The following is a 21277-nucleotide window of genomic DNA, read 5'->3' on the forward strand; positions in this document are numbered from 1 at the left end:
GTCCTCGGAATCCAGGTGTGGAGCGGGACGGGACGGGTACCTCCACTGGTGGCCCGCCGACTGGGGCCACTACGGCCCGTTGTTCATCCGGATGTCGTGGCACGCCGCCGGCACCTACCGCCAGCTCGACGGCCGCGGCGGGGCCGGGGACGGCGCCCAACGCTTCGCCCCGCTCAACAGCTGGCCCGACAACGGCAACCTCGACAAGGCCCGCCGCCTGCTGCTGCCGGTCAAGCAGAAGTACGGCCGCAGTCCGTCCTGGGCCGACCTGCTGGTACTCGCCGGCAACGTCGCCCACGAGGACATGGGCTTCGAGACCTTCGGCTTCGCCTTCGGCCGCGAGGACGTCTGGCAGCCCGAGGAGGTCTTCTGGGGTCCCGAGGACACCTGGCTCGGCGACGAGCGCTACAGCGGCGACTCCCCCCTCGAACTCGAGGGGGACCTCGGCGCCGTCACCATGGGCCTCATCTACGTCAACCCGGAGGGCCCGAAGGGGCAGCCGGACCCGCTTGCGTCGGCCCACGACATCCGCGTGACGTTCGGCCGGATGGCGATGAACGACGAGGAGACCGTCGCGCTCATCGCCGGCGGCCACACCTTCGGCAAGGCGCACGGCAACGGCGACCCCGACCTCGTCGGCCCCGAGCCCGAGGGCTGCCCGGTGCACTCCGGCGGGCTGGGCTGGAAGAACCAGAACGGCACCGGCAAGGGCGCCGACACCGTCACCAGCGGTCTCGAGGGCGCCTGGACCCCGAACCCCACCCAGTGGGACAACGGCTACTGGGACATGCTGTTCGGCTTCGAGTGGGAGCTCACCCGGAGCCCCGCGGGCGCCAACCAGTGGAAGCCCGAGCAGGCCGAGGGCCAGGAGCTCGTGCCCGACGCGCACATCGAGGGCAAGAAGAACCCGCCCATGATGGCGACGAGCGACCTGGCGCTGCTGGCCGACCCGGAGTACCGCAAGATCTCCGAGCGGTTCCGCGACGACCCCGAGGCGTTCGCCGACGCCTACCGCCGCGCCTGGTTCAAGCTGCTGCACCGCGACATGGGGCCGGTCTCGCGCTACGTCGGCCCCTGGGTCCCGCAGGAGGTCCAGCTCTGGCAGGACCCGCTCCCGGCGGCCGAGCACCCCCCTCTGTCGGAGTCCGACGTCGCCGAGCTCAAGCGCCAGGTGCTGGCCTCCGGCCTCACCGTCCCGCAGCTGGTGCACACGGCGTGGTCGGCTGCGGCGTCCTACCGCGGCACCGACAAGCGCGGCGGGGCCAACGGCGCCCGGCTGCGCCTGGAGCCGCAGGCGAGCTGGGCGGTCAACGCCGGGACGCAGGAGGTCGTCGCGAGGCTGGACGAGGTCCGGCAGGCGTTCGGCACGCCCGTCTCGCTCGCCGACACGGTCGTGCTGGCCGGAGCGGCGGCGGTGGAGAAGGCCGCCGCCGACGCGGGCGTCGAGGTCACCGTGCCGTTCGGCCACGGTCGCACCGACGCCTCGCAGGACCAGACCGACCCCGACACGTTCGCCTACCTCGAACCCCGCGCCGACGGGTTCCGCAACTGGATCTCCCCCGGCCAGAAGCTGGACCCGGAGACCCTGCTCGTCGACCGCTCCTACCTGCTCGAGCTCACCCCGAAGGAGATGACCGTCCTGGTCGGCGGCATGCGCGTGCTGGGGGCGAACACCGGTGGCACGCCGCACGGCGTCTTCACCGACCGGCCGGGGGTCCTGTCGCAGGACTTCTTCCGCACCCTGCTCGACCTGGGGGTCGAGTGGAGCACGTCGGTCGAGGACGAGGGCGTCTACGAGGCCCGCGACACCCGGGGGAACGTGGTGCGCACCGCCACCGCGGTCGACCTGGTCTTCGGCTCGAACTCGATCCTGCGCGGCATCGCCGAGGTGTACTCCGCCGACGACGCCGGTGAGTTGTTCGTCCGGGACTTCGTCAGGGCCTGGGACAAGGTCATGAACCTGGACCGCTACGACCTGCGGTAGCAGCTCGTCCGGCGATCGGTCGGAGCAGCCGGCGGCCTCCGGAGGTCGCCGGCTGCTCCGACCCCGTGGTTCGTCGTCGCCGGTCGGGGTACGTACCGGGCATGAACCTCGTCGGCAGCGTCACCGTGATCGTCGGACCGTGCGGCCGTACCGGTCGCGCCATAGCCGCCGGCCGGGTGGTCCGGTCATGACCGAGGTCACCCGGTTCGTCGCCGCGCCACCCGCTGCGGTCTTCGCCACACTCGCGGACGGCTGGAACTACGCGCTGTGGGTGGTCGGGGCCGCGCACATGCGCACGGTCGATCCGGACTTCCCCGCGGTCGGTAGTCGCCTGCACCACAGTGTCGGGGTCTGGCCGCTGCTCCTCGAGGACACCACGGAGGTCCTCGAGGTCGAACCGGACCGCAGGCTCGTGCTGCGTGCGCGGGGCTGGCCGACCGGCGAGGCCCGCGTCGCCATCGAACTCGTCGCGGTCGCGGGCGGGACGCGGGTACGGCTGAGCGAGGAGGCGACCTCCGGCCCCGGCGCGCTGGTGCCCGGGGTGGTGCAGTCGCTGGTGCTGGCTCCCCGCAACCGCGAGGCGCTGGCCCGGCTCGACGCCGTCGTCACCGACCGGGGGGCCTGAACGTGCCCACCCCCGTCGTCGACGCCGTCGTCATCGGCGGCGGTCACCACGGCCTCGTCGCCGCTGCCGTCCTCGCCGACGCCGGGTGGGACGTGTGCGTGCTGGAAGCCCAGGACGAGATCGGCGGCGCGGTCCGCTCCGCCGAGATCCACCCCGGGTTCGTGTCCGACCGGTTCAGCGCGTTCTACCCGCTCGCCGCCGTCTCCCCCGCCCTGCGCTCGCTCGAGCTGGAACGGCACGGCCTGCGCTGGGCCCACGCACCGGCCGTCCTCGCGCATCCGCTGCATCCGGACGGGGACGACGCCGCGGTCCTGCACCGCGACGCCGAACGCACCGCCACCGGTCTGGACGCCCACCACCCCGGTGACGGGGAGGCGTGGTTGCGGCTGTGCCGGCAGTGGCAGGCGATCGAGGAGCCGCTGCTGCGGACGCTGTACACCGCGTTCCCACCGGTCCGTGGGCCGGCCCGGCTGCTGCGCGGCATCGGGACCGCCGAGGCGCTGCGGCTGCTGCGGTTCGCGCTGCTGCCCGCCACCCGCATGGGCGAGGAGCTGTTCGGCGGGGAGGCGGCGCGGCTGCTACTGGCCGGCAACACCGCCCACGCCGACGCGCCCCCGGGCGCACCGGGCAGCGGCGTGTTCGGCTGGCTGCTGGCCATGCTCGGCCAGCACCATGGCTTCCCCGCTCCCGTCGGCGGCGCCGGCCGGCTCGCCGCCGCGCTGGCCGGCCGGGCACGGGCAGCGGGCGCCGAGATCCGCACGTCGACACCCGTCACGGGGATCGTCGTGCGGGGCGGACGCGCGGTCGCGGTCGAGACCGCGGGCGGGGACCGGATCCGGGCGCGGCGGGCCGTCGTCGCCGACGTGTCCGCCCCCGCCCTCTACTCCCGGCTGCTGCCCCCCGACGCGGTACCCGCCCGCCTGCTCGCGGACCTCGACCACTTCGCCTGGGACACCCCGGTCGTCAAGATCGACTGGGCGCTCGCCGAACCCGTCCCGTGGCGGGCGCAGGCGCTGCGCGGGGCCGGCACGGTCCATCTCGGCGCCGACAGCACCGGACTGGTGCGCTGGTCGGCCGACATCGAGACCGGCACCCTCCCGCAGTCCCCGTTCCAGCTGTTCGGCCAGATGACCACGACCGACCCCACCCGCTCTCCCGCCGGCACGGAGTCCGCCTGGGCCTACACCCACCTTCCCCGCGGGGTCGACGACGACGCGGCCGACATCGTCGCCGCGCGGACCGAGGACGTGGTCGAGGCGCACGCACCGGGCTTCCGCGACCGCATTCTGCACCGCAGGGTGCAACGGCCGCGCGACCTGCACGACGCCGACGCCAACCTCGTGCACGGAGCCGTGAACGGGGGCACCGCACAGCTGTTCCAACAGCTGATCTTCCGGCCGGTACCCGGCCTCGGCCGGCCCGAGACGCCCATCGGGAACCTCTACCTCGGCAGTGCCGCGGCGCACCCGGGGGGCGGCGTGCACGGCGTCTGCGGCTTCCTGGCCGCCCGCGCCGCCCTGGGCGAGCACGGCTGGGGCGGGGGTGTGCGCCGGCGCATCACGTCCGCGGCGCTCGACCTCGTACACGGCCGCACTCCGATGTGACGCCCTACGCCGCCGCCGTCCGGATCGCGGCCGCGACGCCCGGTCCCGCCTGAGGGTCGGCGTGGTTCGCGGTGCGCCGACAGGCGCCGGGCCGGCGAGGTCCGACCGCTCGGCCGACGTGCGCCGGGCGCGACTCAGACGTGTCGCCCCAGATTCGACGATGCGGCGACCCTGGCCGGTTCGGTCAGGTCGCGGGCGGCCGGCCGGTGACGGGTTCACCGCGGTCGAGCGCGGTGACGATCTGCGCGGCCTGGTCCGCGGTGAGCGTCTCCCCGAACGGCGCCTCCAGCGTATCCACGACGATCTCCACCCACGCGGGGCCCCGCTCCGGCGTCACCCCGGCTCGCCCCGATGTTTGCGGTACAGGATCCAGACCAGGTCGACCAGCGCGACAGCCCCGACGACCCCCAGGGCCACCGCGAACCAGCCGAGCCCGGCGCGCACGGCGAGCACCGCACCGACCGCGCATACCACCAGCCCGAACACGGCGAGCACGGCTCGCAGCGTCAGCGCGCTGAGCCCGGGGGTGGATCCACCGATGCCCGCGGTGGGATCGTGGTAACCGGGCAGTCCGCGCTCGTACTCGGCGCGGGTGCGGCGGCGGGCGGACATGACGGACCTCCTCCGGCTACGGGCTCGACCTGTGTGGTCTACCCGTCCACCTCTGTCGAAAACGTCGAGTGGATCGGGATCGGCGCTGACCGGAACCGGCGATCCGCGACCGCCGCCGGGGCGCCCGAGCACCGCGGCGTCGGCGGCGCCGGAGAACACCCGCGCCGCGCCGGCGACCCGCAGCGCCCGAGGTCCGGCCACCCGCCGCGCGCGGCGCCGACCCACGGACGAGCCGACACCTGGTCAGCCCGTGCCGACGAACGGGTAGCGCAACAGCGCCGCCACCCCGTCGGAGACCTCGTGCCCCACGAGCCCGGTCCGGCCGCCGCCGAGGGGGTGGAAGGCGGCGTCGCCGCCGACCGCCGCGCGCACCAGCACCGCGTCGGCCGGGGCGGACCCGACCGGCTCGCTGCCGAGCATGCGAAGCTCGTCGACGGTCAGCGCCACGGCAGTGGCCGGGCCGCCGAACCAGACCTCCGTGTCCCGGGCCACGGAGCCGTCGACCAGCAGGGTGTCGACCTGCTCGGCGCGCAGCGCGGCCAGCACCGGCGCCAAACCCGCCACCGCGAAGCCCTCGCCTCGGCCCGCAGCCTCGGCGTACCGGTCGATCACGGCGTGCCGCCGGGCGTCGACGGCGTCGAGTGCCGCCTCCCGCACAGCCGCCGCCAGCGTGTCGACGTCGGTGGGCCCACCGCTGTGCTCGAGGTCGACGGCGATCGCCGCGGCGCGTGCGGAGAGCGCGTCGCGCAGCCGCGAGCGGGACCGCGCATCCCCGGCCAGCACCAACACGGCCGCCCCGGAGGCCGACACGTGGGCGTCGACCCGGGCCGCGACCTCCGCCGTGTTGCGGCGCCAGGTCTCCTCCACCCGTTCCTGCATGTTCAGGTGCGCGGGGCCCCCGGCGGGCACCTTGTGCACCGGATGACCCCGCCCGGGCACCTGCTCGACCGCGGCGGGCGTCTCCTCCGGTCCGGCCAGCAGGATCTCGCCGCCGGTCTCGTCGACCCGGACGACGACCGCACGGGTGGGCTCGGGCAGGGCCAGCAGCAGCGGGAGCAGGTCGGGCAGCGGGCTCCACTGCGCCGACGGCCGCTCCGGCGGGGCACCGGTGACCCGGTCGAGCAGCACCTCGCCGCCCGCCGCAACCAGTACCCGGCCCGCACGGCCCGCCGGCGGCGGGGCGTCCTCGACGGCCCGGTCGAGCGCGGCCAGGGTGGCGACGTCGGCGCCGCGGCCGGCGAGCTCCTCGCGAGCACCCGCCCAGCGCAACGTGTCCTGCCGGGCGGCGTCGGCGGTGTCGCGCGAGGCATCCAGGTAGACCGTGGCGAACGGGCCGGGGTGGTCGGTCAGGTCGGTGAGGAAACGCAGGTCCATACCCTTGGGCCTACCCGCGCCCCCGGGCGGCTACGCACGGACCGCAGCAGCCGGACGGCGACGGAAGGATCCGTGCCCGATGGATACCTGCGGACACGCCGGGTATCCGCGCGACATGACCTCCACCCGGACCCGTCCTCTCGCCCTCGTCACCGGCGCGTCCAGCGGCATCGGCCTGGAGCTGGCCGAGCAGCTGGTCGCCCACGGCTACGACCTCCTGGTCAACGCCGAGGACAACCGGCTGCACCGGGCCGCCGCCGCGCTCGACGCGGGCAGCGACGCCCGGATCACGCCGGTGCGGGCCGACCTGCGCTCCGCCACCGGGGTCAGCGACCTCTACGACGCCGTCCGCGCCGACGGCCGCCCGCTGCAGGCCGCCGCGTTGAACGCCGGCGTCGGCCGGGGCGGGGCGTTCCTGGACATCGACATCGACCACGAGATCGAGATCATCGAGGTGAACATCAGCTCGACCGTCCGCCTGGCCAAGCTCGTGCTCACCGACATGGTGGCGCGCGACGAGGGACGCCTGCTCGTCACCTCCTCGATCGCCTCGACCATGCCGGGCACCTACCAGGCGGTCTACAACGCTTCCAAGTCGTTCCTGCAGTCCTTCACCGAGGCCGTCGCCGAGGAACTCCGTGACTCGGCCGTCACCGTCACCTCGCTGATGCCCGGACCGACCGAGACCGACTTCTTCCACCGCGCCGACATGGACGACACCGCCGTCGGCGCCTCGGACAAGGACGACCCGGCCCAGGTGGCCGCGCAGGGCGTGCGGGCCATGGAGTCCGGGGACGGCAAGGTGGTCGCGGGCTCGGTGTCGACGAAGGCGACGGGAGCCGCGAACGCGGTGCTGCCCGACACGGTGAAGGCGGTGATCCACAAGTTCATGGCCCGGCCCGGCTCGGCGAAGAGCTGAGTATCCGGCGGAGCGGAGGTCATGAGCGAGCTCACGACCCTCGTCGCCGGGATCTCCCGCCGGCGGCGGTGGCCGAATCGGTGACGGGCAGGAGCATCTGCGTGGCCCTGCGCCTACTCGAGCGAGATGACCCGCGCCGTGCCGCACGCCCGGAGGGCCCGGTGGGCACCGGCGTCCGCGTCGTGCTCGACGGCGTCCGGCTGCTGCCGCACCATCAGCGGATCTGGGTCGGCCACCGCCCGGGGACCTCGGGCGAGCTGCTCTCCAGCGGCACGGCGTGGTGCGGGACGAGGCCGAGTTGCACGGTCTGCCGCTGCTGGACGGCGTCGATCGCCCAGTCGGCGGCCGTGCGGACGCGGTTGCCCGGCATCGACAGCAGGTGGTAGCCGCGGGTCACCGCCTTCGCGGGCAGGCCCGACAGCGGCACGCGCAGCGGGTTCGCCGCCGCCTCGCGCCCGCCGAGTTCGACGACGAACCCCAGGTCGTGATGGCGGTAGCGGCGCGACGGGCCACGCCCGAGCGACGCGGACACGTTGCGCCCGGCGAGGCGGCCCTGCCGCACCGCGTGCTGGGCGGTCATCGCCGTCAGCTCGCCCGGCCGGGTGGAGTCGGGCACCGCGGCGGCGTCACCGCAGGCGAACACGTCCGGGTGACCGGGCACCCTCAGATACTCGTCGACGACCAGCCGGCCCTGCCGGGTGGCCAGGCCGAGCCCCTCCACCAGCGGGTCGGGCCGCACGCCGACGCACCACACGATCGTGCGTGTGGGTACCTCCTCCCCGGTGCTCAGGCGCACCCCGTCGGCGTGCGCCTCCTGCACCGACTCCCCGGTGCGCACCTCGACGCCGCGCTCCCGCAGGACCCGGTCGGCGGTGCGCGCGAGGCGCTCGTCGAGGCCGGGCAGCACCCGGTCGGCGACGTCGAGCAGCAGCCAGCGCACGCGCTGCCCCCGCAGCCCCGGCAGCCGGCGGGCGAGCGAGTCGGTGAGCAGCGGACCCAGCGCGGCGACCTCGGTACCGGTGTAGCCGGCGCCGACCACCACGATCGTGCAGCGGGCCGTGCGCTCGTCCGGGTCGTCGCTCGTGGCGGCCATCTCCAGCTGACGGATCACCTGGTCGCGCAGGTGCAGGGCCTCGGGAATGCCACGGAAGCCGTGGGCGTGCTCGGTGACGCCCGGGATCGGCAGCAGCTTGTTCACACTTCCGGCGGCGAGCACGAGCCGGTCGTACCCGATCCCGCCCCGCCCGCCTTCCGGGTCGGCCCACTCGACGCGGCGCCGCTCGAGGTCGACGCCGTCGACCTCGCCGAGCGCCAGTCGCACGCCCGGCAGCGCCGCCGGCAACGACACGGTGATCCTGCGGGGCTCCAGCACCCCCGTCGCCACCTCCGGCAGCAGCGGCAGGTAGAGGAAGTAGTCGGTCGGGTTGACCAGCACCACCTCCGCCGCGTCACCCCACCGCCGCCGCACCGATCCGGCCGCCTGGAACCCCGCGAAGCCCCCGCCGACGACCACTACCCGCGGACGTCGGTTCCCGCTGTCAGATCCGTACTGGGAGAGCGCCATATCGGCCGGGTACCCGACTCCCGCAGCGCTATCCGCCACCGGCGCGACCAGGCCGCGCGAGATGCCCCGGCGTCCGGGCACGCTCCCCTGGTGGTCGGCTCCGCGCGTCCGACTCGACAGTCACCGCTGCGCCCAGGCACGGAGCTGGACGGCGACCAGCACGCCGTAGCCGAGGACACCGAGCATCGTCAGGAGCGCGGCACGGCGCACGGCGCGGCTCACGACGACCCCGCCCGGGTGCCGCCGACCGCGACGGGCCCGGTCCGGACCGCCGACGTACCCCGGCGCCACCCGGCGGCCAGGCGCACGACCACCCCCGGCCGCAGCAACGCGGTCGGCGGTTCGACGAGCCCGGTGACGCGGACGAAGGCCGCAGCGACCGCCGGGTCCCCCGCCGCTCCGGCCTGCACGCGCGCGACGAAGCGCCCGGCCACCCGCATCGCGGCGGTGCGCCGCCCGCCGACCTCGGGGAACGCGAGGTCGGCGCCGGTGGCGAGGTTCCACGCGGGGTGCGCTGCGGCCGAGATCCCTCGCTGCAGGCGACGGGTTCGTCCGGACCACCCGGAGCACACGGCGCGCCGGACCACGAGTGCCTGCAGGGCGGCGACCGTGATGCCCTGACCGTAGACCGGGTTGAACGAGCACGACGCGTCACCGACGACGACCAGCCCGTCGGGCAGCCCGGCGCGCTCGTAGCGGCGGCGGACCGCATACGGGAAGTGGTGGGCGACGGGGTCGGAGAGCGGCTCGGCATCCCGGACCGCCCTCGCGATCTCCGGGGAGCCGAGCGTCCCGGCGAAGGCGATGAACCCGTCCGGGTCGAGGGGCGGGGCGTCGTCGAGCATCCCGAACAGGGTCAACACGTGCCGGTCCCCCTCGACGGCCGCCAGCGCTCCGCCCCGCGGCCGGGCAGGCGTCGGCCCGTGCAGGACCGCCAGATCTCCCTCCAGCCGGCCGCGGGCGAGCCGGAAGGACCGCGTCGCGTAGCGGACGCCGATCCGCACCTGCTCGGCCTCGGGCGGTTCGACCCCGAGATCCGCCAACCAGCGCGGCATCCGGGAGCCGCGTCCCGTCGCATCGACGACCAGGTCGGCGTCGAGCACCTGCCCGGCGCTGCCGTCCGTCGCGCGCAGGATCCTGGCCCCGCACACGCGGCGGCCATCGGGGGTGACGGCGAGCCCGAGTGCGTCGCACCGGGCGACGAGTCGCACACCGGGCCGCTCCCGCACGCGCTTCCTGATCTCCGCCTCCAGCAGGGGCCGGCTCGCCGACACGGCGGTGAGACCCGAGGTGCGCCGGGCGAACAGATGCCCGCCGATGCAGGTGCGGACGTCGGCGAGCAGGTCACCGGTCGGCGCCCCGGCGGCGACGAGTCCGGCGGTGAACCCGGGGAACAGCTCCTCGAGAACCTGCTGACCCCGGGCGAGCAGGGCGTGGATGTGGCGGTCCTGGGGCACTCCGCGGCGCGGGACGGCCGCGTCCGGGAGCTCGTCGCGGTCGACGACCACGACCTCGTCGAAGGCGTCGGCGAGCACGTGCGCGACGAGAAGCCCGGCGATGCTGCCGCCGAGGACGACGGCGCGTCCTCCGGCATGTGCTGTGGTGTTCATGGTCGCGACGGTGCACCGGCCCGGTGTTCGGTTCCCAGACCGTCGGCTGCTCGATCCTGCTCACCCGATTCCGGCAGGCCCCCCGTGGATCTCCCGGTCCCACAGGCGGTCCACCACCCTCCGGGTGCCGCTGACCAGGTGACGCCGGTAGGTGCTGAAGGGCAGACCGAGCATCCTGGCGGCCGCCTCCTGGGTGCTGCAGCGACGCAGGAAGGTCCGGTCGAGCGCCCGGAACAGCTTGTCGTCACCGGCATCGGTCGACAGGGACGCGACCGCTTCGCGCAGCAGCGTGGCCAGCGCCGCGGCGTCCGGCCCCGTCTCGTCCGACGACTCCGCGAGCAGGCGGGTACGCAGCAGCGGGTTGCGGGCCAGCAGATCCGGACGATCGAGGTCGCGCAGGCCTTGCCGGACCGCCGCGGCGAACTCGTCCTCGGCCAGCGGGAGCAGCAGCGGCTCGGCCGGCGGCGGGAACGCGAAGTCCCGCGCCAGCGCCCGTTCGGTGACCAGCTCCAGCCAGGAGTCGACGGGCACCCGGCGGAAGTCGTGGGCGAACAGTCCGAAGCGGAGCCCCTCCAGGGTGAAGTCCGCCCCGACGGCGCGCGGGAGGTCGGCGATGGCGAAGTACTCGTCCCAGCGATCGGGTTCGGCGAGGGTCAGGTAGTCCCACGCCAGTCGCGGTGTCGCGAGGTAGTGCGCGATGGTCAGGACGGGCGCGGCGTTCATCGTCGGTGACGGGCCCTGGTGGACCTCGGCGTCGACCACGAACCTGGTCTGGGTCACCGACTCCCCCGCGCGGACAGGTGCGTGCGCCCGGCAGTGCCGCCATGCGGCGCTCGCGCCGGGATCGGCCGCGAGGTCATCCGGTGACGCCCGCGTGAGGTCGATCCGCACGAGGACCCCCCGCACGGTCGCGTCGGCGCGGCGCACGACGTGGAAGCCGTCCGGCTGTGCCGCCAACCAGCGCCGCGCGACCGCGGCGGCCTCGACACCCTCCGCTGCGCCGATCAACCCGATGGCGCGGGAGTGCTCCTCCGGTCGGATCGGCTGCGGATGGTGCCTGCCCCAGTCCGGCCAGTCGACCGGGGACAGGATTCCGGGCAGGTTGCGGAACAGGAACTTCTCGTCGAACAGCGCGTCCTGCTGCACCCGTCCGCGTTCGGCCCTGGCCTGCGCGTGGACGTGTGCACGGGTGGCCCGGAACGTGCGGCGGTAGCCCTCGCCGTCGCGCCGGCGCAGCTCGACGTCGAGCACCTCGCGGGCGAGCTCGTGGGGTATCAGGCCGTCGGGGTGTCCGTCGACGACGGCCAGGCCGGCCAGCCACCCGAACGCCCGGGCGCCGTCCGACGCACCCAGCACTGCCTGCAGCAGGGGTTCGGTCGTCACGCGTGCCAGGGCACACACCGCGAGGGCGGCACGCTGGGTGGCGTCGGGGACCGTGTCGACCATGCGCCGGACGAGCTCGGCGATCAGGTCAGGGGCGAGCGCCTCCAGCCGGGGCTCGCCACCGCGGGCCACCACGTCGGCCAGCAGTGCCAGCGTGAGGGGGTGGCCGTGAGCGGTGTCCGCGAGCCGTTCGGCCACCGCCCCGCCGATCCCCCGGCCACGCAGGAAGGACCGGCTCTCCTCGCCGGCCCACCCGCGCAGCGACACCACTCGGAGCAGGTCGGTCCAGGCCAGATCGGACCGCCACTCCGGCGCGGGTGCGGCCCGGCCCGCGAGGACGGTGACCGTGTCGCCCGGCAGCCTGGGCAGCAGAGCGTCGCGGAACCACCGGTCCAGCGTCGCGAACCCCTCGTAGGAGTCGACCAGCAGCGTGAACCGGCCCGGACCGGCGATCGGCCCGCCGCGCCGCGGGACGTCGAGATAGGCCGACAACACCTCCAGGACGGCACCGGGCGAGGGGTGCACCTGCCGCGCGTCGATACGGACCGGATGCACACCCGCTGCCCGGGCGAGATCCGCGAACGCGTCCAGCAGCGTGGTCTTGCCGACGCCGCCCGGGCCGTGCACGAACAACGCCGCGAACGGCGGCTCCGCCGCGTCGAGCGCGGACCCGAACAGCTCCCGCTCCGCGGTCCGGCCGACGAACCGGGCCCGGCGCCGCGCGGCCAGCGCATCGTCGATCGTCACGACCGGCCGCCCGGCCGTGGCGGGTCACCGTCCGCAACCCGCGCGCCACCCGGTCGATCGCCGTCGGTGCCCTGGCGCGCACCGGTGAAGACCCGCCGGCCCGACGCCGTCGGCGAGGGACGGGACCGGGTGCGGTCGCCTCCGGTCACCATGTGACCCACCGCCAAGACCAGCACGACCGCGCCGAGGCGCAGGATCCGGCCCGCCCGTTCGCTCGGGCTCTGGGCGAGCAGGCGACGCTCACGTCTCACGGGCTCGGTGCCTTTCGGACAGGTCGGTTCGTCGCGTCGATCGTGGGCCTCCCGGACACCGTCGCACCTGCCGAGTTCCTTGCGCTTCGGTGGTGCCCCCCGCAGCGTGGCCCGCTGGTGCCGAGGCACGGGCAGCTGACGATCTCCCGACGACCGGTACCCGTCCGGTGGCGGCGCGGTCACGACTCCGCGACGTCCTCGACGTCGCGGCGCACCGGCGTTCCGGGACGGTGGTCGTCGACCTCACCGCCGCGGGCTTCGTCGGCTGCCGCGCCGCGGCCCTGATGGTCGAGGCGGGCTCGGCCCTCGGTGATCAGGACCGCGGGCTGGAGCACACGTGGCGCGTATCCGGGGATGCACCGCCTCGTGCGGATCTGCGGACCGGACCTCATCTCCCTCCGGTCCGCGTCTGAGCGGCGCCTGACCGATGTCGGTCCGTGCACCCACTACGGCAGGGCGACCAGCGCGAGCACCGGCCCCGAGGTGATTCCCAGCAGCACGGACGCGACGGCCGCCACATGAGCGCTCACCGTGCTCCAGGTTCCGGCGCCTGCCACAACGGTCCCGCTGTCGCCGGCCTCCCCGCCGGCCGGCCGTCGGCGGAACACCGGCGCGATCCAGCGCAGGTAGTAGAAGACACTCGCCACGGTGTTGACCACGGCGAGCACCGCGAGCCAGGCCAGGCCGGCGTCGACCGCGGCGCCGAACACGACGAGCTTGCCGAAGAACACCGCGGTGGGCGGGGTCCCGACCAGGCCGAACAGGCACACCGCGAGGCTGAGCGCGAGCCACGGGTGCCGGGTGGCGGCGCCGCGGTAGTCGGCCGGGGTGCGCGCATGTGGCAGGGCCGCGGCGACGGCGAACGCACCCAGGTTGGTCACCGCGTAGGCGGCGAGGTAGAGACCCAGCGCCGGCAGCGCGAGCGCCGACCGGCCCGCCGCGGCCACCGCCATCAGCAGGTACCCGACCTGGCTGATCGTGGAGTAGCCGAGCAGCCTGCGGACGTCGTCCTGGAAGAAGGCGCCGAGGTTGCCCAGCGTCATCGTCACGGCCGCGACGACGGCGACGAGCGCCGACCAGTCGACGTCGGAGCCCGGCAGTGCGGTGGTCAGCAGCCGGTGCAGCGCCAGCAGCCCGCCGATCTTGGGGACGGTGGAGACGAACGCCGCGACCGCGGTGGTGGCGCCCTGCACGACGTCGGGCACCCAGAAGTGCAGCGGTACCGCGCCGATCTTGAACAGCAGCCCGGCCAGCAGCGCGACCAGTCCTACGGCGACGGCCGCGCGGGGGGCGCCGGGCAGCGCCGGGGCGAGGTCGGCGTACTGCGTCGAGCCGCCGACGCCGAACAGCACCGTCGCCCCCACCAGCATGGTCACCCCGGACAGCGCGCCCATCAGGTAGTACTTCATCGCCGCCTCGGTGCCGGACCCGGTGCGGGCGATGCCGGTCAGCGCGTAGAGCGGGATGCTGGCCAGCAGGTAGGCGGCGACGAGCAACAGCAGGTCGTTCGCCCCGGCCATGGTGATCGCGCCGAGCCCGCCGAGCAACAGCAGCACGTACAGCTCGGTCTCGCGGGGGCTCCCGGCGAACCCGTCGACCGACAGCCCGATGACGAGCAGGACCGACGCCAGCACCACGATCCGCACGGCACCGAGCCCCGCGTCGACGACGTAGGTGCCGTCGAACACCTCCTGCGCGGGCCGGGTGAGATCGACGGCCGCGGCCACCAGACCGGCGAGACAGGCGGCCACGGCGACCAGCCGCACCACCCACTGCCGGGTGCGGGGCAGCCACGACCCGGCGAGCAGCCCGATGACGGCGCCGAGGACGAGCAGCAGCTCGGGCAGCATCGCCGCCGGGTTCTCGTTCATCTCCACTACCGCGCCACCAGCTCCACCACGGCCCGGGCGGCGGGCTCGACCACCTCGAGCAGGAAGGCCGGGAACACGCCGACGACCAGCGCGAGGAGCAGCAGCGGCACGATCGCCGTCGCCTCCACCGCCGTCACGTCACCGATGTGGCGCCCGGCGGGGACTTCCGTCGCACCGAGGAACACGCGCTGCAGCGCGAGCAGGAACAGCGCCGCGGTGAGCAGGATGCCCAGCAGCGCGATCGCGGTGGCCACCGGCGCCTGGCCGAGCGAGCCGGTGAAGATCTGGAACTCGGCGATGAACCCGGAGAATCCCGGCAGCCCGAGCGAGGCGAACGCGGCCACCGCGAACAGCAGCGCGAACCGCGGGGCGGGGCGGGCCAGCCCGGAGTAGGCGGCCATGTCGTAGGTGCCGCCGCGGGCGTGCAGCACACCGGTGAGCAGGAACAGCGCGCCGGTGATCAGCCCGTGGCTGACCATCTGCGTCACCGCGCCCGTGACGGCGAGCGTCCGCGCCTGCTCCGCTCCACCCGCGACGAGCCCGGCCGCGCCGACCCCGAGGATCACGTAGCCCATGTGGTTCACCGAGGTGTAGGCGATCATCCGCTTGAGGTCGGTCTGCGCCAGCGCGACCAGCGCGCCGTAGACCACCGACACCACCCCGACGATCACGATCACCGACGCGTACTGGCGCCAGCTCTCCGGCAGGATCGGCATGACGATGCGGACGAAACCGTAGGTGCCCATCTTCAGCAGCACCGCGGCCAGCACCGCCGATCCCGCGGCCGGGGCGTCGCCGTGCGCGGGCGGGAGCCAGGTGTGGAACGGCACCGTCGGGGTCTTGATCGCCAGCCCGACGACCAGCGCGAGCAGCACGAGCCCGCCGAGCACACCCTGCCCGGCCAGCGGGTTCGATGCCGCGAGCTCGACGATGTCGAAGGTGCCGCCGGCGAGGTAGAGCCCGATGAAGCCCAGCAGCATCACCAGCGAGCCGAGGAAGGTGTAGAGGAAGAACTGCAGCGCCGAGGCCCGCGCCCGCTCCCCGTGGCCCCACCCGGCGATGACGAAGTACATCGCCACGATCGACACGTCGAAGAAGACGAAGAACAGGATCAGGTCCAGCGCGACGAACAGGCCCAGCGACGCGGTCTGCAGCAGCAGGAACAGCACCACGTAGGGGCGCACCGCCCGGCGCTCGCGCAGCGAGTACACCGCACAGGCGGCGAAGACGACCGCGGTCATCGCCACCAACGGCAGCGACAGCCCGTCGACGCCCACGTGGTACCCCGCCGACACGGTGGGGATCCAGCGCAGGTTCGTCTCGTGGCCGATGCCCGAGACGGGGTCGTAGCCGATCCACAGCGCCACGACCAGGGCGAGGTCGGCGACGCTGACCGCCACCCAGCTCCACAGGACCACCCGGTCGGGCACCCGCGGGACGGCCAGCAGCACCAGCCCCAGTGCCAGCGGCGCGAACACGACGACGGAGAGCAACTCTCACCTCACCAGCAGCAGGAACAGGGCCAGCACGGCCAGGGCGCCCACGGCCTGGGCGTAGTAGTGGTGCAGCTGCCCGGTCTGCGGGCGCCGCGCGAGGCGGCCGAGGGCGCGCGCCGCGGCGCCGACCCACCGGACGCCGCCGACGATCACGGTCTCGACGCGGAACCCGGCGACCCCTGTCGCCAGCCGCCCGGTGGTGGTCGAGATCCGCACCGCACCGGACACGACGCGGTCGTCCACGACGGCGGCCCCCCTCGCCGAGGCCCGGACCCCCGCGCCCAGCCGGGCGACCCCCGCGGCGGCCCGGTCGTCGGCCGTCGCGAGCAGCTGCGCCAGCGCCATGGTCGGCGCCGCGACACCGCGCCGGGCGAGCCGTTCGAGCCCGAGCCGGTTGCGCAGCGGCGCGACCCGGACGCCGCTACGCAGGAGCGCGGGCAGCTCGGGGAGCACCGCGTCGCCCCGCAACCCGGCGCGGGCCGGCACCAGCACGGCCAGCACCACGGCGACCGACAGCGCCCCGGACAGCAGCGCCTCGGCGAGCGACGGCGACGGCTCGCCGGACGCGCCCAGCGCGGCCCGTACGGGCTCGGCGGCGGCGCCGAGGGCCGCGGACGCGACGGCGAGCGGCACCAGCGGGAGCCGGGCCGCCCACGGCACCTCGCCCGTGCCCGGCCGCTCGACGGCCCGGGCCGCGTCGTCGGGGGCTGGGTCGTCGGGGGCTGGGTCGTCGGGGGCTGGGTCGTCGGGGGCCCGGCCGAGCACCGCCGCCAGCGCGGCCGCGGCGTAGGCCGCGCTGACGAGCACCCCGGCGAGCCCGGCGGCGTACAGCGCGGACGACGCCTCCGCGGCGGCGGCGAGCACGGCGTCCTTGCCGAAGAAGACCGACAGCGGCGGCACCCCGGCCAGGCTCAGCGTGCCCACCGCGAAGAGGACCCCGACCAGCGGCCACCGCCAGGCCGCACCCCGCAGCGCGGGGAGCTGCCGGGTGCCCAGGGCCGTCAGCCACGCGCCCGCGACGAGGAACAGCAGCGCCTTGGTCGCCGCGTGCGCCAGCAGTTGCAGCGTGCCGCCCGCGGTGCCGCCGACCCCGGCGGCGAGCACGACGAACCCGATCTGCGAGCAGGTCGACGCCGCGAGGAGCTGCTTGAGGTCGGTCTGGGCGAGTGCGACCAGCCCCAGCAGCACCACCGTCGCCGCCCCCGTCCAGGCCACCACCGGCCCGGCCCACGACGAGGCGGCCAGCAGCGGCTGGACCCGCAGCAGCAGGTATCCGCCCGCGGCGACCATCGTGGCGGAGTGCAGCAGCGCCGAGACCGCGCTCGGGCCGTCCATCGCCCGGGCGAGCCAGAAGCTGAACGGGAGCTGGGCGGACTTGCCCAGCGCGGCCACCACGAGCCCGGCGGTGAGCAGGTCGCGCCAGCCGGCGGCCGCCCCCGGCAGGTCGGCCAGGGCGAGCGTGCCCGCACCACCTGCCAGCGCCGCTCCGGCGGCGAGGTAGAGGCCGACGTCCGCGGTGCGGGTGACCAGGAACGCCGTCGTGCCCGACACGGGGGGCCGCGGAGCCGTCCAGTGGTGCGCGATGAGCGCGAACGACGTCGCACCCATGACCTCCCACGCCGCGAGCAGCGTGACCAGGTTCGTCGCGGTGACGGTCGCCAGCATCGCCCCGACGAACACCAGCAGCAGTCCGAAGAACCGGTGCCGCGCGTCCACCTCCGCGGCGGCGAACACCCCGACCGCCGGCGCCACCGCGGCTACCAGCAGCACCAACACCGCCGAGAGCCCGTCGACGGCCAGCCCTGCGTCGATTCCCGCCGGCAACGGCAGCTCCACCGCCGGTCGCGCCACCGCCACGAGCACCGCGAGACCCAGCACGACGGCGAGCACCGCGATCGCCACCGCCGCGGCGACCCGGGCGACCGGGCGCCCGGCGACCAGCAGCGCGAGGCCGGCCGCCACCGGCAGCCCCACCAGCGCGACGAGCGCGAGATCCACCGGCTCAGTCCCTCAGCTCGGCGGCCATGTCGGTCATGTCGATCTCGCCGGACCGGAAGATCGCGATGGCGACCGCGAACCCCATCGCCATCTCCACCGCCATCAGCGTGACCGCGACCAGCACGACCACCTGGCCGTCGGGCTGCGCCGGGGACACGAAGAACCAGAACGCCGCACCCGCGACGATGACGGCGTTCACCATCAGCTCCAGCCCCATCATGATCATCACGATGGACTGCTGGGACAGCGCGCCGTAGAGGCCCACGGCCAGCAGCGCGACCGCGAGCAGGAGGAAGGCCTGCAACGTCATCGGCCCACACCGCCCCGGATCGGGTCGTCGGCCGGGCGGCCGCGCAGGTCGTCGCCGAAGCGGTCGTAGCGCCCGCGCGGGTGCGCGAGCACCACCGCGGAGACGATCGTGGCGAACAGGCCCAGCCCGATCACCAGCATCACCAGCATGTGCGAGCCCATCAACGCCTCGCCGAGCGCGAACGTCACGTCCTCGGGTGGCGTGCCCGCCCGCTGCGGCCAGTCGACGAGCAGCACCCCCGCGCCGAGCACGACGAACGTGCCGACCGCGATCGCCAGCGAGCCGCGCCGGTTGTGCACCATCGACATCGGCATCAACCCGGCCGGATTCATCATCAGCATGATCATGAAGATCGCCATGACGACCATCTCCATGATCATCATGAGGATGACCAGGACCCCGAGGTAGGACAGGCCGAGCAGCAGCAGCGGCGTGGCGGCGAACACGAAGGACGCGAGCAGGGCGAACGTCGCCCGCGCCATCGAGTCCACGCGGAACACCGCGACGCCGGTGGCCACGGCACCGGCGGCGCACACCCAGAAGATCACGGCCTCGGCCATACCCCACACCTCCTCACCGGAGCACCACGACGGCGACGACCAGGGCCTGCAGGAGCGTCAGCGGGATGAGCACCATCCAGCCCACTTCGACGAAGCGGTCCATCCGCAGCGTCGCGGTGCGACTGCGTAGCCACACCAGCAGCCCCAGTACCGCGGCGCTCTTGAGCACCGTCCACAGCCATGTCGGCAGAAGCGGCCCGGAACCGCCGCCGAGGAACAGCGCCACCGCCATCGCCGCGGCGGCGGCCAGCAGCAGCCAGCGCCCGGCCAGCAGCAGCAACCGGTCCACCCCGGAGTGCTCGGCGAGCACACCCCCGGCGACGTCGCGCCCGGTCGCGGTGTCGAACGGGCCGGCGAACGACAGCGCGAGCGCCGAGATCAGGAACGCCGCGAACGCCACCGGCATCCACACCACGAACCACAACCCGTCCTGCGCCGCCACCACATCGGACACCCGCAGCGACCCTGCCCCGGTCGCCACCGTGATCAGCGCGAACATGTGCGGCAGCTCGTAGGACAGGCCCTGCACGACGAACCGGTACCCGCCGACCAGCCCCCATACGGAGTTGGTGCCCCAGCCGGCCATCCACAGCGCGGCCCACGTCACGACCTCCATCGCGTTGAACCACACGATGCCCACCGACAGATCGCTCGCGGCCACGTTCCCCCACGGCACCACCAGCGCCGCGAGCACCGCCGCCACCGGCACCAGCACGACGCCGGTACGCGCCAGGAGCCGGTCCGAGGCGACCACCGCCCGCCGCTGCTGCACCAGCAGCCGGCCGGTCGCGGACAGCGGCGCCGCCAGCACCGCCCCGGTCACGCGCCGCCCGTCGGCCCGGGCGTCGAGCACCCGCGCGAACGACGCCCCGCCCAGCGCGAGCCCGCCGAGCAGGATCGGCACCAGCAGCACCGTCCACACCGCCCCCTGCCCGACGGGGGTCACGACGTCGCCCCCGTCCCGCTCGACTCCAGGTCCGGATCGAGCGAGGCCACCACGACCCGCACGGTCGCTAGCTCCTGCCCCTCCAGCAGCCCCGGCAACGCGGTGAGGACCGCCGCGGTCCGGTCCTCACCCGGGACCGGCGGCGAGCCCGCGACGACGTCCAGCCAGCGCCGACAGCGCTGGGTGGCGTCGCCGGTGAGGTCGCCGTGGCGCCCGTCGAGCCGGCCGACGCCGTCGGTCGCCCAGCGCAGCGTCCACGACCGACGCAGCCGCCGGGCGAATCGGTTCAGCGCGGCCGGGTCGGCCGACCCGGCGAGCACCTCGTCGCGCAGCCGTCGCGCCCGGCGTGTCGCCGTCGCGGCCCCGCACACCGAGAGCAGGCGCGCCAGGCTGTCCAGCGCGGCGGCCGCGGGCGGGCCGTCCCAGCGACCGCCCGGCTCTCCCCACACCTCGACCGCGGCGGTCTGCACGACGTCGCCCTGCACCGCGAGCCGCACGACCAGGCCCGCCGGCCAGTCCGGCAGGACCGGACCGAGGGTGAGGTGCAGCCGGTCGAGGGTGAGGCCGTCCCGGTCGGGCGCCCGCTCGGCCATCGGCAACCCGGCCACATCGCCGTCGTGGTCCGTACGCGTGTCGTCGTCGCTGTCGTCGGGGCGGTCACCGGGTGCGGGCCGTCGTCGCCCGGAAGTTCGGCCCGACGGACGGCCGGGTCGGTCGCCGAGTTCGGCACGCGCACGGTCGAGCCGCTCGGCGACCCCGTGCCGCACCGGTATGTCGGCCCGCGCCCGGGGCGACCCGAGGAGGTTCCAGACCCGGTCGACGGCTGCGCCGGTGTCCGCGTCCGGTGTGCCGCACACGACCAGCAGGTCCGCGTCCGCCGGGGACGCCGCCGACTCCCAGCCCCGCTCCCTCATCAGCCGCTCGACGTCGAGGCGAACGGCCCGCCCGGCCCGCACCGGCACGACCAGCACCCGGGGCGTGGACCACCGCATCAGGTCCATCGGAACGTGCCCTCACGCCAGGCGTAGACCACGCCCACCATCAGGACGGCGAGGAACCCGAACATCTCGACGACGGCCTTCGGCCCGACCTGCGCCACGACGACGGCCCACGGGTACATGAAGACCATCTCCATGTCGAATGCCAGGAAGACCATCGTGACCGTGTACCACCGCACGTGGTGCCGCGACACGGCGTGCTCCTCCGGCGCCATACCGGAGGAGAACGGATCGACGACCAGCACGCCCGGCGCCCACCGCACGAGCGCCGCCACGCCGTATGTCGCCGCCACTGCGGCGACGGTGGCCACCAGGAGCAGCAGAACCGGCGCGAACTCGGATTGCATCAGGTCCCGTCCTCCACGGCGGCGGACAGGCCCACGGCGTCGGCCGACCGCTCACGTGGGCCGGCGGGCGGGTCGTCG

18 protein-coding genes and 1 pseudogene are annotated in these 21277 nt (G+C 74.7%); 4 read left to right on the forward strand and 15 right to left on the reverse strand.

Going from position 1 to position 21277, the window contains the following annotated elements:
- Positions 1-46: 46 nt before the first annotated feature.
- The 3 genes and pseudogenes from katG to PHY01_RS18055 form a co-directional block, all read left to right on the forward strand.
- Positions 47-1984: pseudogene (katG, locus tag PHY01_RS18045) on the forward strand (catalase/peroxidase HPI); the annotation flags it as partial.
- A gap of 187 nt (positions 1985-2171) precedes the next feature.
- Positions 2172-2609, forward strand: a complete 438-nt coding sequence (locus PHY01_RS18050; protein ID WP_141280192.1) for an SRPBCC family protein — start codon at positions 2172-2174, stop codon at positions 2607-2609.
- A gap of 2 nt (positions 2610-2611) precedes the next feature.
- Positions 2612-4213: a phytoene desaturase family protein gene (locus tag PHY01_RS18055; RefSeq protein WP_141280193.1), complete on the forward strand. Its 1602-nt coding sequence runs from the start codon at positions 2612-2614 to the stop codon at positions 4211-4213.
- Between the two features lie 333 nt (positions 4214-4546).
- Here the strand turns inward: PHY01_RS18055 and PHY01_RS18060 are convergent, their stop codons facing one another.
- Entirely contained in the window at positions 4547-4825 is a 279-nt protein-coding gene (locus tag PHY01_RS18060; RefSeq protein WP_141280194.1) for a DUF6343 family protein, read from the reverse strand.
- A 243-nt stretch (positions 4826-5068) separates the two neighbouring features.
- Positions 5069-6199: a baeRF2 domain-containing protein gene (locus tag PHY01_RS18065; protein WP_141280195.1), complete on the reverse strand. Its 1131-nt coding sequence runs from the start codon at positions 6197-6199 to the stop codon at positions 5069-5071.
- Positions 6200-6314: 115 nt separating this feature from the next.
- On the opposite strand from PHY01_RS18065, the gene PHY01_RS18070 reads away from it, so the two are divergent.
- Positions 6315-7118: an SDR family NAD(P)-dependent oxidoreductase gene (locus PHY01_RS18070; protein ID WP_141280196.1), complete on the forward strand. Its 804-nt coding sequence runs from the start codon at positions 6315-6317 to the stop codon at positions 7116-7118.
- 113 nt (positions 7119-7231) lie between these two features.
- Here the strand turns inward: PHY01_RS18070 and PHY01_RS28010 are convergent, their stop codons facing one another.
- The 13 genes from PHY01_RS28010 to PHY01_RS18125 all read right to left on the reverse strand — a co-directional run bounded on the left by PHY01_RS28010 (position 7232) and on the right by PHY01_RS18125 (position 21199).
- On the reverse strand, positions 7232-7354 hold the full coding sequence (locus PHY01_RS28010) for a hypothetical protein (RefSeq protein WP_281283664.1): 123 nt from the start codon (positions 7352-7354) through the stop codon (positions 7232-7234).
- Positions 7333-8682: an NAD(P)/FAD-dependent oxidoreductase gene (locus PHY01_RS18075; protein ID WP_141280197.1), complete on the reverse strand. Its 1350-nt coding sequence runs from the start codon at positions 8680-8682 to the stop codon at positions 7333-7335. The genes PHY01_RS28010 and PHY01_RS18075 overlap by 22 nt, the downstream gene beginning before the upstream one ends.
- 218 nt (positions 8683-8900) lie before the next feature.
- Positions 8901-10292 (reverse strand): FAD-dependent oxidoreductase, encoded by a 1392-nt coding sequence (locus PHY01_RS18080; protein ID WP_174824133.1) that lies wholly within the window; start codon positions 10290-10292, stop codon positions 8901-8903.
- Between the two features lie 60 nt (positions 10293-10352).
- Complete coding sequence (locus tag PHY01_RS18085; protein ID WP_141280198.1) at positions 10353-12422, reverse strand: AAA family ATPase; 2070 nt, start codon at positions 12420-12422, stop codon at positions 10353-10355.
- A gap of 430 nt (positions 12423-12852) precedes the next feature.
- Positions 12853-13008: a hypothetical protein gene (locus PHY01_RS26620; RefSeq protein WP_170183873.1), complete on the reverse strand. Its 156-nt coding sequence runs from the start codon at positions 13006-13008 to the stop codon at positions 12853-12855.
- Positions 13009-13119: 111 nt separating this feature from the next.
- Positions 13120-14544, reverse strand: a complete 1425-nt coding sequence (locus PHY01_RS18090; RefSeq protein WP_141280199.1) for an NADH-quinone oxidoreductase subunit N — start codon at positions 14542-14544, stop codon at positions 13120-13122.
- 5 nt (positions 14545-14549) lie between these two features.
- On the reverse strand, positions 14550-16037 hold the full coding sequence (locus PHY01_RS18095; protein ID WP_141280200.1) for a complex I subunit 4 family protein: 1488 nt from the start codon (positions 16035-16037) through the stop codon (positions 14550-14552).
- Positions 16038-16040: 3 nt separating this feature from the next.
- Positions 16041-18038, reverse strand: a complete 1998-nt coding sequence (locus PHY01_RS18100; protein WP_141280201.1) for a proton-conducting transporter transmembrane domain-containing protein — start codon at positions 18036-18038, stop codon at positions 16041-16043.
- A gap of 4 nt (positions 18039-18042) precedes the next feature.
- Positions 18043-18348 carry an NADH-quinone oxidoreductase subunit NuoK gene (locus PHY01_RS18105; protein ID WP_141280202.1) on the reverse strand — a complete coding sequence of 102 codons (306 nt, stop codon included), beginning with the start codon at positions 18346-18348 and terminating at the stop codon, positions 18043-18045.
- Positions 18345-18908 (reverse strand): NADH-quinone oxidoreductase subunit J, encoded by a 564-nt coding sequence (locus tag PHY01_RS18110; protein ID WP_141280203.1) that lies wholly within the window; start codon positions 18906-18908, stop codon positions 18345-18347. The genes PHY01_RS18105 and PHY01_RS18110 overlap by 4 nt, the downstream gene beginning before the upstream one ends.
- 13 nt (positions 18909-18921) lie before the next feature.
- A complete protein-coding gene (locus PHY01_RS18115) occupies positions 18922-19854 on the reverse strand; it encodes an NADH-quinone oxidoreductase subunit H (protein WP_246085987.1) in 933 nt (310 codons plus the stop codon).
- Entirely contained in the window at positions 19851-20855 is a 1005-nt protein-coding gene (locus PHY01_RS18120) for a hypothetical protein (RefSeq protein ID WP_141280204.1), read from the reverse strand. Before PHY01_RS18120 ends, PHY01_RS18115 begins: the two co-directional genes overlap by 4 nt.
- A complete protein-coding gene (locus PHY01_RS18125) occupies positions 20846-21199 on the reverse strand; it encodes an NADH-quinone oxidoreductase subunit A (RefSeq protein ID WP_141280205.1) in 354 nt (117 codons plus the stop codon). Before PHY01_RS18125 ends, PHY01_RS18120 begins: the two co-directional genes overlap by 10 nt.
- Positions 21200-21277: the final 78 nt, after the last annotated feature.

Source organism: Pseudonocardia hydrocarbonoxydans, assembly GCF_006539565.1.
GTDB lineage: Bacteria > Actinomycetota > Actinomycetes > Mycobacteriales > Pseudonocardiaceae > Pseudonocardia > Pseudonocardia hydrocarbonoxydans.

Bases quoted from the DNA above. Each gene is read 5' to 3' on its own strand.
- PHY01_RS18090 (WP_141280199.1), bottom strand. From the start codon at position 14,544: ATGAACGAGAACCCGGCGGCGATGCTGCCCGAGCTGCTGCTCGTCCTC.
- PHY01_RS18105 (WP_141280202.1), bottom strand. From the start codon at position 18,348: ATGACGTTGCAGGCCTTCCTCCTGCTCGCGGTCGCGCTGCTGGCCGTG.
- PHY01_RS18070 (WP_141280196.1), top strand. From the start codon at position 6,315: ATGACCTCCACCCGGACCCGTCCTCTCGCCCTCGTCACCGGCGCGTCC.
- PHY01_RS18075 (WP_141280197.1), bottom strand. From the start codon at position 8,682: ATGGCGCTCTCCCAGTACGGATCTGACAGCGGGAACCGACGTCCGCGG.
- PHY01_RS18080 (WP_174824133.1), bottom strand. From the start codon at position 10,292: ATGAACACCACAGCACATGCCGGAGGACGCGCCGTCGTCCTCGGCGGC.
- PHY01_RS18110 (WP_141280203.1), bottom strand. From the start codon at position 18,908: ATGGCCGAGGCCGTGATCTTCTGGGTGTGCGCCGCCGGTGCCGTGGCC.
- PHY01_RS18060 (WP_141280194.1), bottom strand. From the start codon at position 4,825: ATGTCCGCCCGCCGCCGCACCCGCGCCGAGTACGAGCGCGGACTGCCC.
- PHY01_RS18120 (WP_141280204.1), bottom strand. From the start codon at position 20,855: ATGGACCTGATGCGGTGGTCCACGCCCCGGGTGCTGGTCGTGCCGGTG.
- PHY01_RS18050 (WP_141280192.1), top strand. From the start codon at position 2,172: ATGACCGAGGTCACCCGGTTCGTCGCCGCGCCACCCGCTGCGGTCTTC.
- PHY01_RS18125 (WP_141280205.1), bottom strand. From the start codon at position 21,199: ATGCAATCCGAGTTCGCGCCGGTTCTGCTGCTCCTGGTGGCCACCGTC.
- PHY01_RS18065 (WP_141280195.1), bottom strand. From the start codon at position 6,199: ATGGACCTGCGTTTCCTCACCGACCTGACCGACCACCCCGGCCCGTTC.